At 50.8% G+C, this 9,671-nt stretch carries 13 protein-coding genes and 1 pseudogene; 8 read left to right on the forward strand and 6 right to left on the reverse strand.

The window, feature by feature from the left end:
• A partial coding sequence (locus K0778_RS23885; RefSeq protein WP_001676991.1) for an IS1 family transposase occupies positions 1–63 on the reverse strand: 63 nt, incomplete at its 3' end.
• Positions 64–338: 275 nt separating this feature from the next.
• On the opposite strand from K0778_RS23885, the gene drpB reads away from it, so the two are divergent.
• From drpB to vsr, 4 genes are all read left to right on the forward strand, one after another.
• Entirely contained in the window at positions 339–620 is a 282-nt protein-coding gene (gene drpB / locus K0778_RS23890; RefSeq protein ID WP_001372217.1) for a cell division protein DrpB, read from the forward strand.
• A gap of 39 nt (positions 621–659) precedes the next feature.
• Positions 660–1,355: a phosphohydrolase gene (locus tag K0778_RS23895; protein WP_000365561.1), complete on the forward strand. Its 696-nt coding sequence runs from the start codon at positions 660–662 to the stop codon at positions 1,353–1,355.
• 66 nt (positions 1,356–1,421) lie between these two features.
• Complete coding sequence (gene dcm, locus K0778_RS23900; RefSeq protein ID WP_001157239.1) at positions 1,422–2,840, forward strand: DNA-cytosine methyltransferase; 1,419 nt, start codon at positions 1,422–1,424, stop codon at positions 2,838–2,840.
• Positions 2,821–3,291: a VSPR family DNA mismatch endonuclease gene (vsr, locus tag K0778_RS23905; RefSeq protein ID WP_000786008.1), complete on the forward strand. Its 471-nt coding sequence runs from the start codon at positions 2,821–2,823 to the stop codon at positions 3,289–3,291. The genes dcm and vsr overlap by 20 nt, the downstream gene beginning before the upstream one ends.
• On the opposite strand, the gene yedA is transcribed toward vsr, so the two are convergent.
• Positions 3,280–4,200 (reverse strand): drug/metabolite exporter YedA, encoded by a 921-nt coding sequence (yedA, locus tag K0778_RS23910; protein ID WP_001212222.1) that lies wholly within the window; start codon positions 4,198–4,200, stop codon positions 3,280–3,282. The two genes, vsr and yedA, sit on opposite strands and share 12 nt — an antisense overlap.
• 172 nt (positions 4,201–4,372) lie before the next feature.
• Here yedA and K0778_RS23915 point away from each other — a divergent pair, with 172 nt between their 5' ends.
• The 3 genes from K0778_RS23915 to dgcQ all read left to right on the forward strand — a co-directional run bounded on the left by K0778_RS23915 (position 4,373) and on the right by dgcQ (position 7,416).
• The gene (locus K0778_RS23915) at positions 4,373–5,290 is read left to right on the forward strand and encodes a DUF808 domain-containing protein (RefSeq protein WP_000922682.1); all 918 of its coding nucleotides are present in this window, start codon (positions 4,373–4,375) and stop codon (positions 5,288–5,290) included.
• A 78-nt stretch (positions 5,291–5,368) separates the two neighbouring features.
• Entirely contained in the window at positions 5,369–5,551 is a 183-nt protein-coding gene (locus K0778_RS23920; protein ID WP_000009307.1) for a YodC family protein, read from the forward strand.
• A gap of 170 nt (positions 5,552–5,721) precedes the next feature.
• Complete coding sequence (gene dgcQ / locus K0778_RS23925) at positions 5,722–7,416, forward strand: cellulose biosynthesis regulator diguanylate cyclase DgcQ (RefSeq protein ID WP_001403091.1); 1,695 nt, start codon at positions 5,722–5,724, stop codon at positions 7,414–7,416.
• Here dgcQ and K0778_RS23930 read toward each other — a convergent pair.
• Positions 7,413–8,228: a mannosyl-3-phosphoglycerate phosphatase-related protein gene (locus K0778_RS23930; RefSeq protein ID WP_153449136.1), complete on the reverse strand. Its 816-nt coding sequence runs from the start codon at positions 8,226–8,228 to the stop codon at positions 7,413–7,415. The genes dgcQ and K0778_RS23930 overlap by 4 nt on opposite strands.
• Positions 8,229–8,525: 297 nt before the next feature.
• Entirely contained in the window at positions 8,526–8,753 is a 228-nt protein-coding gene (yodD, locus tag K0778_RS23935; RefSeq protein WP_000844800.1) for a peroxide/acid resistance protein YodD, read from the reverse strand.
• Positions 8,754–8,915: 162 nt separating this feature from the next.
• On the opposite strand from yodD, the gene dsrB reads away from it, so the two are divergent.
• Complete coding sequence (gene dsrB / locus K0778_RS23940; protein ID WP_000867217.1) at positions 8,916–9,104, forward strand: protein DsrB; 189 nt, start codon at positions 8,916–8,918, stop codon at positions 9,102–9,104.
• A 43-nt stretch (positions 9,105–9,147) separates the two neighbouring features.
• Here the strand turns inward: dsrB and rcsA are convergent.
• Positions 9,148–9,546 (reverse strand): annotated as a pseudogene (gene rcsA / locus K0778_RS23945) (transcriptional regulator RcsA); the annotation flags it as partial.
• 15 nt (positions 9,547–9,561) lie between these two features.
• The coding region (locus K0778_RS23950; RefSeq protein ID WP_019725171.1) for an IS1 family transposase at positions 9,562–9,671 on the reverse strand (110 nt) is incomplete at its 5' end.

Here is a 9,671-nt window from a genome sequence, read left to right on the forward strand (position 1 = left end):
GCCGTTACGCACCACCCCGTCAGTAGCTGAACAGGAGGGACAGCTGATAGAAACAGAAGCCACTGGAGCACCTCAAAAACACCATCATACACTAAATCAGTAAGTTGGCAGCATCACCTGATTAAATGAATTAATAAAGCCGGTATCAAAGATAAATAAAATCGCTCAAAACGATTTTTCCTGTATTCACTGCCGTTGCGCAAAATTTATCTATTTGTTCAAAAAATGATTGAGTCTTGACTGGCTCATCCAATGTGGAAAAATGTGACTTTTATCACATAATAGTACTAAGTCTGAATTTTCCGGGTTATCTCAAAATGGAATACGGTTCGACAAAGATGGAAGAGAGACTCTCTCGCAGCCCTGGCGGCAAACCGGCTTTGTGGGCTTTCTATACATGGTGTGGCTATTTCGTCTGGGCAATGGCGCGTTACATCTGGGTGATGAGCCGGATCCCCGATGCCCCCGTGTCGGGATTTGAAAGCGATTTAGGCTCTACCGCGGGAAAGTGGTTAGGGGCACTGGTCGGATTTTTATTTATGGCTCTGGTCGGGGCATTGTTAGGCAGCATTGCCTGGTACACCCGACCTCGTCCCGCACGTAGCAGACGCTATGAATAAAAACTGCTAAGGTGGCGACTCTTTGGCAACGGAGCGCGTATGGACTTACAACACTGGCAGGCACAGTTCGAAAACTGGTTGAAAAACCATCATCAGCACCAGGACGCGGCCCATGACGTGTGTCATTTTCGCCGCGTCTGGGCTACGGCACAGAAGCTGGCGGCAGATGACGATGTCGATATGCTGGTGATTTTAACCGCCTGTTATTTTCACGATATTGTGAGCCTGGCGAAAAATCATCCGCAAAGGCAGCGTTCTTCAATCCTGGCGGCAGAAGAGACGCGTCGCCTGCTCCGTGAAGAGTTCGAGCAATTTCCGGCGGAGAAAATCGAGGCCGTTTGTCATGCCATTGCCGCTCACAGTTTCAGCGCGCAAATCGCCCCCTTAACAACGGAAGCTAAAATCGTCCAGGATGCGGATCGGCTGGAAGCCCTGGGGGCGATTGGCCTGGCGCGCGTGTTTGCCGTTTCAGGGGCATTGGGCGTGGCGCTGTTTGATGGTGAAGATCCGTTCGCACAGCATCGCCCGCTTGATGATAAACGCTACGCGCTGGATCATTTCCAGACTAAGTTGCTGAAGCTACCGCAAACCATGCAAACCGCAAGAGGCAAGCAGCTGGCGCAGCACAACGCGCATTTTTTAGTCGAGTTTATGGCGAAGCTCAGTGCCGAACTGGCGGGGGAGAATGAAGGTGTCGATCACAAGGTGATAGATGCGTTTTCACCCGCGGGATAAGCGCTTGGCCCTAAATGGCTGTAATTATGTTAACCTGTCGGCCATCTCAGATGGCCGGTTAAATCTATGCAGGAAAATATATCAGTAACCGATTCATACAGCACCGGGAATGCCGCACAGGCAATGCTGGAGAAACTGCTGCAAATTTATGATGTTAAAACGCTGGTGGCGCAGCTTAATGGTGTGGGTGAGAATCACTGGAGCGCGGCAATTTTAAAACGTGCGCTGGCGAATGACTCGGCATGGCACCGTTTAAGTGAGAAAGAGTTCGCCCATCTGCAAACGTTGTTACCCAAACCACCGGCACATCATCCGCATTATGCGTTTCGCTTTATCGATCTATTTGCCGGAATTGGCGGCATCCGTCGCGGTTTTGAATCGATTGGCGGACAATGCGTGTTTACCAGCGAATGGAACAAACATGCGGTACGCACTTATAAAGCCAACCATTATTGCGATCCGGCGACGCATCATTTTAATGAAGATATCCGCGATATCACCCTCAGCCATAAAGAAGGCGTGAGTGATGAGGCGGCGGCGGAACATATTCGTCAACACATTCCTGAACACGATGTTTTACTGGCCGGTTTCCCTTGTCAGCCATTTTCGCTGGCTGGCGTATCGAAAAAGAACTCGCTCGGGCGGGCGCACGGTTTTGCCTGCGATACCCAGGGCACGCTGTTTTTTGATGTGGTACGCATTATCGACGCGCGTCGTCCGGCGATGTTTGTGCTCGAAAACGTCAAAAACCTGAAAAGTCACGACCAGGGTAAAACGTTCCGCATCATCATGCAGACGCTGGACGAACTGGGCTATGACGTGGCTGATGCAGAAGATAACGGGCCGGACGATCCGAAAATCATCGATGGTAAACATTTTCTGCCGCAGCACCGTGAACGCATCGTGCTGGTGGGTTTTCGTCGCGATCTTAATCTGAAAGCCGATTTTACTCTGCGTGATATCAGCGAATGTTTCCCTGCACAGCGAGTGACGCTGGCGCAGCTGTTGGACCCGATGGTCGAGGCGAAATATATCCTGACGCCGGTGCTGTGGAAGTACCTCTATCGATATGCGAAAAAACATCAGGCGCGCGGTAACGGCTTCGGTTATGGAATGGTTTATCCGAACAATCCGCAAAGCGTCACGCGTACGCTGTCTGCGCGTTATTACAAAGATGGCGCGGAAATTTTAATCGATCGCGGCTGGGATATGGCCACGGGTGAGAAAGATTTTGACGATCCGCTGAATCAGCAACATCGTCCACGTCGGTTAACGCCTCGGGAATGCGCGCGCTTAATGGGTTTTGAAGCGCCGGGAGAAGCGAAATTCCGCATTCCGGTTTCGGACACTCAGGCCTATCGCCAGTTCGGTAACTCGGTGGTCGTGCCGGTCTTTGCCGCGGTGGCAAAACTGCTTGAGCCAAAAATCAAACAGGCGGTGGCGTTGCGTCAGCAAGAGGCACAACATGGCCGACGTTCACGATAAGGCCACTCGCAGCAAAAATATGCGCGCGATTGCCACGCGTGATACGGCGATTGAGAAGCGCCTCGCCAGTCTGTTAACCGGGCAGGGCCTGGCGTTTCGCGTTCAGGACGCCAGTCTGCCCGGAAGCCCGGATTTTGTCGTTGATGAATATCGCTGCGTGATATTTACCCATGGCTGCTTCTGGCATCATCATCACTGCTATCTGTTTAAAGTGCCTGCGACTCGAACCGAGTTCTGGCTGGAGAAGATAGGTAAAAATGTTGAACGCGATCGCCGCGATATCAGTCGTTTGCAGGAACTCGGCTGGCGCGTACTGATTGTCTGGGAGTGTGCATTACGTGGGCGCGAGAAGCTGACGGATGAAGCGCTTACCGAGCGTCTGGAAGAGTGGATCTGCGGCGAAGGTGCCAGCGCGCAGATCGACACGCAGGGGATTCATTTACTCGCTTGATGCGTCCTGAATAACTGGCGCAACTACGGGTTTTGCCGGGAAGAGATATTTTCCCAACGTGACCAGTAGCACCGCGAAGACAATTACGCCGAGCGCCAGCCATTCAATCTTCGACAGCGTCTCTCCGCCCAGTCCCGTACCCAGCAAGACCGCGACCACCGGGTTAACGTAGGCGTAGCTGGTGGCGAGAGCCGGACTGACATTACGGATTAAATACATATAAGCGTTGATGGCGATAATCGAACCAAACAGCGCCAGATAGCCGACCGCAAGGAAGCCTGAAAGGGAAGGGAGCGCCGTCAGTTTTTCACCTGCAATCATCGACGCGATCATTAACACCACGCCTGCCGCCAGCATCTCAATCGCACCCGCCATCATCCCTACAGGTAAGGTAATGCGCGAGCCATAAACCGAGCCAAACGCCCAGCTAATCGAGCCGATTAAAATCAGAATCGCGCCCCACGGATTGCCGCTTAAATTTCCACCGCTATTGAGCATGATGATTCCGGCAAGCCCAATGGCAATACCCACCCATTCCAGTTTGCGCGTTTTAATGCCAAACAGGCGGCTGAAGCACAGGGTAAAGAGGGGCACGGTTGCAACCACTACGGCGGCGATGCCGGAAGGAACATTTTGATGTTCGGCAACCGTCACCATGCCATTACCGACAGCCAGCAATAATAGGCCAATCAGCGCGGCATTAAGCAGCGGACGTAGCGGGGGGAGTTTGTGTCCGCGCAGTAGCAAAAATGCCAGCAATAAAATACCGGCTGCCAGGAATCGCACGCCTGCCATCATTAACGGAGGCCAGCTTTCCACGCCAATCCGAATGACAAAATAGGTTGAGCCCCAAATTATATACAACGCAAACAGCGCGCCAAAAAGCGGTAACAACTGGCGGAAACGCATAATCCCTCACGGTGGAAATAAAAAGGTGGGTCATAGTAAACGTGAAAATCATTCTGCTGGCGAGAGATATAATTGCACTTGATTGTTAAAAAAATGTTGACCTGTGAAGCAAGTATCAGAGCTGCCGTTTTTGCTTCATACTTACACCCTTCAACAATAAAAATGAGAGGGAATGCTTTTGGCCGGGAGTAGTTTACTGACGTTGCTCGATGATATCGCCACACTGCTGGACGATATCTCCGTGATGGGCAAACTGGCGGCGAAGAAAACCGCCGGTGTATTAGGGGATGACTTATCGCTCAATGCGCAACAAGTTTCAGGCGTGCGGGCCAACCGGGAACTTCCCGTGGTCTGGGGCGTGGCGAAAGGATCGCTGATTAATAAAGTGATTCTGGTGCCGCTGGCGCTGATCATCAGTGCGTTTATCCCGTGGGCGATTACGCCTCTGTTGATGATTGGTGGCGCGTTTCTCTGCTTTGAAGGAGTAGAGAAAGTGCTGCATATGCTGGAGGCGCGTAAACATAAAGAAGATCCGGCGCAGAGCCAGCAGCGTCTGGAGAAGCTGGCGGCGCAGGATCCGCTGAAGTTTGAAAAGGACAAAATAAAAGGGGCGATTCGTACCGATTTTATATTGTCTGCGGAAATCGTCGCCATCACGCTGGGGATTGTGGCCGAAGCGCCGTTGCTTAATCAGGTGCTGGTGCTTTCAGGCATCGCGCTGGTAGTGACCGTGGGCGTCTACGGTCTGGTAGGGGTTATCGTTAAGATTGATGACCTGGGGTATTGGCTGGCGGAAAAATCCAGCGCGCTGATGCAGGCATTAGGTAAAGGGTTATTGATCATTGCGCCCTGGTTGATGAAAGCATTATCGATTGTCGGCACGCTGGCGATGTTCCTCGTCGGCGGCGGGATTGTGGTACATGGTATTGCGCCGCTGCATCACGCCATTGAACATTTCGCCGGGCAGCAAAGTGCAGTGGTGGCGATGATATTACCGACTGTTTTAAATCTGATTCTTGGATTTATCATCGGCGGCATCGTGGTGCTGGGAGTGAAAGCCGTAGCGAAAATACGCGGTCAGGCACATTAATACTCGCACAGGCTATTATGCAAAATTCGCCATCTTCAACTAAGGTGAACAAGTTTCACTCGAAAAAAGGAGGCGAGTATGAGCTTTATGGTTAGTGAGGAAGTTACGGTTAAAGAGGGCGGCCCGCGGATGATTGTCACTGGATACTCCAGCGGTATGGTTGAGTGTCGTTGGTATGACGGTTACGGGGTCAAGCGGGAAGCTTTTCATGAAACCGAGCTTGTTCCGGGGGAGGGGAGTCGTTCTGCGGAAGAAGTTTGAAAGGGTATCATTAACACCAGGCCGGATCACATCCGGCCTGGTGTGCCAATGCCTGCAATGAATGATAGTCGCGTCTTATCATGCCACCATTATAAAATTATCGCTGTTTTGCGGTACGCTATCGCCAGGTTATGCCAGAATCATAAAAAAGCAGGTTGGGAGTCGTCAGGGTGCAGCACGAGACAAAAATGGAAAACCAGAGCTGGTTGAAAAAACTCGCACGCCGCCTGGGGCCTGGTCATGTCGTTAATCTCTGCTTTATCGTGGTATTGCTTTTTTCCACCTTGCTGACCTGGCGTGAAGTGGTAGTGCTGGAAGATGCCTATATCTCCAGCCAGCGTAATCATCTGGAAAACGTAGCCAACGCGCTCGATAAGCATTTGCAGTATAACGTCGACAAACTGATCTTTTTGCGTAATGGCATGCGCGAAGCTCTCGTAGCGCCACTGGATTTCACCTCTCTGCGTGATGCTGTAACCGAGTTCGAACAGCATCGCGACGAGCACGCCTGGCAAATCGAACTCAACCGACGACGCACCCTGTCAGTCAATGGCGTATCGGATGCATTAGTCAGCGAGGGGAATCTCCTGTCTCGCGAAAATGAAAGCCTCGACAATGAAATTACCGCTGCACTGGAAGTTGGTTACTTGCTGCGACTGGCGCACAACACCTCGTCGATGGTTGAACAGGCGATGTATGTCTCGCGTGCCGGATTTTACGTTTCGACGCAGCCGACCTTGTTTACGCGCAATGTACCAACGCGTTATTACGGCTATGTCACCCAACCCTGGTTTATCGGCCATTCGCAACGAGAAAATCGTCACCGCGCGGTACGCTGGTTCACTTCGCAACCGGAACACGCCAGCAATACTGAACCGCAGGTTACCGTCAGTGTTCCGGTAGACAGTAATAACTACTGGTATGGCGTGCTGGGGATGAGTATTCCCGTGCGTACCATGCAGCAATTTTTAAGAAACGCCATCGATAAAAACCTCGATGGTGAGTATCAGCTCTATGACAGTAAGCTGAGATTTTTGACCTCTTCCAATCCTGACCATCCAACAGGGAATATTTTTGACCCTCGTGAACTGGCCTTGCTGGCGCAGGCAATGGAACATGACACGCGGGGCGGCATTCGTATGGACAGTCGCTATGTTAGCTGGGAACGTCTGAACCATTTCGACGGTGTGCTGGTGCGCGTCCATACGTTAAGCGAAGGCGTGCGCGGCGATTTCGGCAGTATCAGCATTGCATTAACCCTGCTGTGGGCGCTCTTTACCACCATGTTACTCATCTCCTGGTATGTGATTCGCCGGATGGTCAGCAACATGTATGTTCTACAAAGCTCGTTGCAGTGGCAGGCGTGGCACGACACCTTAACCCGTTTATATAATCGTGGCGCACTGTTCGAAAAAGCCCGTCCGCTCGCTAAATTGTGTCAGACGCACCAACATCCTTTTTCTGTCATTCAGGTCGATCTTGACCATTTTAAAGCGATTAATGACCGCTTTGGTCATCAGGCGGGCGACCGTGTTCTTTCTCATGCTGCCGGATTAATTAGCAGTTCCTTGCGTGCGCAGGACGTTGCCGGGCGGGTCGGTGGTGAGGAGTTTTGTGTGATTCTGCCAGGCGCGAGTCTGACGGAGGCTGCGGAAGTCGCAGAACGTATTCGCCTGAAGTTAAATGAAAAAGAGATGTTGATTGCCAAGAGTACGACGATACGCATCAGTGCCTCGTTGGGGGTAAGTAGCAGCGAGGAAACCGGTGATTATGATTTTGAACAACTCCAGTCACTGGCCGACCGTCGGCTTTATCTCGCTAAACAGGCTGGGCGTAATCGGGTATTCGCGAGCGATAACGCTTAACGGGCGGAGAAAAAATGGTCCAGCCCTTCACGCCATCCTTCCGGTCCTTCACGCTGCGTTCGCCAGACGTGGGCCGGATCCTCATCATGCAGATGCCCCCCTTCACGGTTTAGCCCTTTCACAATCACCGCGTAATCCATTACCTCCAGTAAGGGCGCATCGTTTGGCCCATCGCCCAGGCCAAGTGTGGTTGGGCGTTTGCCTGACAATTGTTGATAGGTCGCGATAATCCAGTTGGCAGCCTGATCTTTTCCGGCAGAGGCATCCAGGACGTGCCAGAAGCGCGCACCCTGCATAAACTGTAAGCCCAGTTCGTTCAGACGAGCGGTAAATTGTGCCATACGCTCGTCACTGTCGCGCCAGATTAGCGTTACCGACGCCTCATGCAGCTGCGTCAGCGCCGCCTGGCTACGGCTTAATCCCGTCCATTCGGCGATGGTTGCATCGTCGACATCATCAAAAGTTGTGAATTTAAAATGTTCTTTCTCGCGTAGCGTATTTAAAACCTGGCTGATTTCGCCATGGCTAATACCTGAGATGATGCGTGGAAAACCGTCTATATCCTGCCATTGTTCAGCAAGCTGGATCACTGCGCCATTTTCGGCAATCAGCGGTAACCCTTGTAGCCCCAACGTTTTTTGCAAGTACAGCATTTCCGCTGAAGTTTTACTGCTACAGAGAATGACGGGAACATTCGCTTCGCGTAAAAGGCTGAGCCAGGGGGCAGCTGGTTGCCAGTCATAACTATGACTGTCCAGCAGGGTGCCATCAAGATCGCTAAAAACCAGTAGTGGTTGTTGAATTGAAAACATGGTCGCGCAGTTCTCCCCTTACCAGGATGATTCTCAAAACAGCACAAATTATCAAAGATGATTTTTTCGGGAGCGATCCCGCTGACGCCAGAGCCACCAAGGGGTGACGTGCGTCACATTTCTATTCATAAGTAGCGTTAATCATTCATATAGCGAATATTTTCTTGTCAGCGAAAAAAATTGCGGATAAGGTGATGAACACATCAGATTTCCTGGTGTAACGAATTTTTTAAGTGCTTCTTGCTTAAGCAAGTTTCATCCCGACCCCCTCAGGGTCGGGATTTTTTTATTGTGCATTCAACGATTCACTTCAGAGACGCTGAAGTCATGAATATCCAGTTCGAAGGCATCCGCCAATTCACGCCATGTATGATATTCACGTCCATCGACGCTAACGTGTTCAGAATCGTTCTGGCTGCGATGAACTTCGCTTTCGCTAATTTCATTGATCGCCGCCAGCAGGGCATCGACATCGACGCTGACCTCACGTTTTGCGGTATCGCTGTACTCTTTTGCGGTTTTCATCATCTTTCCTCGCAACCGTTACTCTGTTGTTGCCGCCAGTCGTTAAGTCCGCCTGGCATCTCTTAAGTATAGACCGTCGAGAAAATCAGCACTCGCGCGCGCCTGGCGCTGCCAGAAAAACGAAATTGTTCTACACTGGCACAAAGCCACAGGAGGAAAACGATGAAGGTGAATGATCGGGTAACAGTCAAAACGGATGGCGGTCCGCGTCGTCCTGGCGTGGTACTGGCAGTTGAGGAGTTTAGTGAAGGCACAATGTACCTGGTTTCGCTGGAAGACTACCCGCTCGGCATCTGGTTCTTTAATGAAGCAGGGCATCAGGACGGTATCTTTGTGGAGAAAGCAGAGTAATCTTATTCAGCCTGACTGGTGGGAAACCACCAGTCAGAATGTGTTAGCGCATGTTGACAAAAATACCATTAGTCACATTATCCGTCAGTCGGACGACATGGTAGATAACCTGTTTATTATGCGTTTTGATCTTACGTTTAATATTACCTTTATGCGATGAAACGGTCTTGGCTTTGATATTCATTTGGTCAGAGATTTGAATGGTTCCCTGACCTGCCATCCACATTCGCAACATACTCGATTCGGTTCGGCTCAATGATAACGTCGGCATATTTAAAAAAGAGGTTATCGTTGTCTCTTTTTTCAGAATATCGCCAAGGATATCGTCGAGAGATTCCGGTTTAATCGATTTAGAACTTATCAATAAATTTTTTCTGACCAATAGATATTCATCAAAATGAACATTGGCAATTGCCATAAAAACGATAAATAACGTATTGGGGGTAATGACTCCAACTTATTGATAGTGTTTTATGTTCAGATAATGCCCGATGACTTTGTCATGCAGCTCCACCGATTTTGAGAACGACAGCGACTTCCGTCCCAGCCGTGCCAGGTGCTGCCTCA

The organism is Escherichia sp. XD33, from assembly GCF_019375075.1.
Lineage (GTDB): Bacteria > Pseudomonadota > Gammaproteobacteria > Enterobacterales > Enterobacteriaceae > Enterobacter > Enterobacter flexneri_A.

What these genes read in the sequence shown, in the direction of transcription:
- drpB (WP_001372217.1), top strand. Translation starts at nt 339, where the DNA reads ATGGAAGAGAGACTCTCTCGCAGCCCTGGCGGCAAACCGGCTTTGTGG.
- K0778_RS23895 (WP_000365561.1), top strand. Translation starts at nt 660, where the DNA reads ATGGACTTACAACACTGGCAGGCACAGTTCGAAAACTGGTTGAAAAAC.
- dcm (WP_001157239.1), top strand. Translation starts at nt 1,422, where the DNA reads ATGCAGGAAAATATATCAGTAACCGATTCATACAGCACCGGGAATGCC.
- vsr (WP_000786008.1), top strand. Translation starts at nt 2,821, where the DNA reads ATGGCCGACGTTCACGATAAGGCCACTCGCAGCAAAAATATGCGCGCG.
- yedA (WP_001212222.1), bottom strand. Translation starts at nt 4,200, where the DNA reads ATGCGTTTCCGCCAGTTGTTACCGCTTTTTGGCGCGCTGTTTGCGTTG.
- K0778_RS23915 (WP_000922682.1), top strand. Translation starts at nt 4,373, where the DNA reads ATGCTTTTGGCCGGGAGTAGTTTACTGACGTTGCTCGATGATATCGCC.
- K0778_RS23920 (WP_000009307.1), top strand. Translation starts at nt 5,369, where the DNA reads ATGAGCTTTATGGTTAGTGAGGAAGTTACGGTTAAAGAGGGCGGCCCG.
- K0778_RS23930 (WP_153449136.1), bottom strand. Translation starts at nt 8,228, where the DNA reads ATGTTTTCAATTCAACAACCACTACTGGTTTTTAGCGATCTTGATGGC.
- yodD (WP_000844800.1), bottom strand. Translation starts at nt 8,753, where the DNA reads ATGAAAACCGCAAAAGAGTACAGCGATACCGCAAAACGTGAGGTCAGC.
- dsrB (WP_000867217.1), top strand. Translation starts at nt 8,916, where the DNA reads ATGAAGGTGAATGATCGGGTAACAGTCAAAACGGATGGCGGTCCGCGT.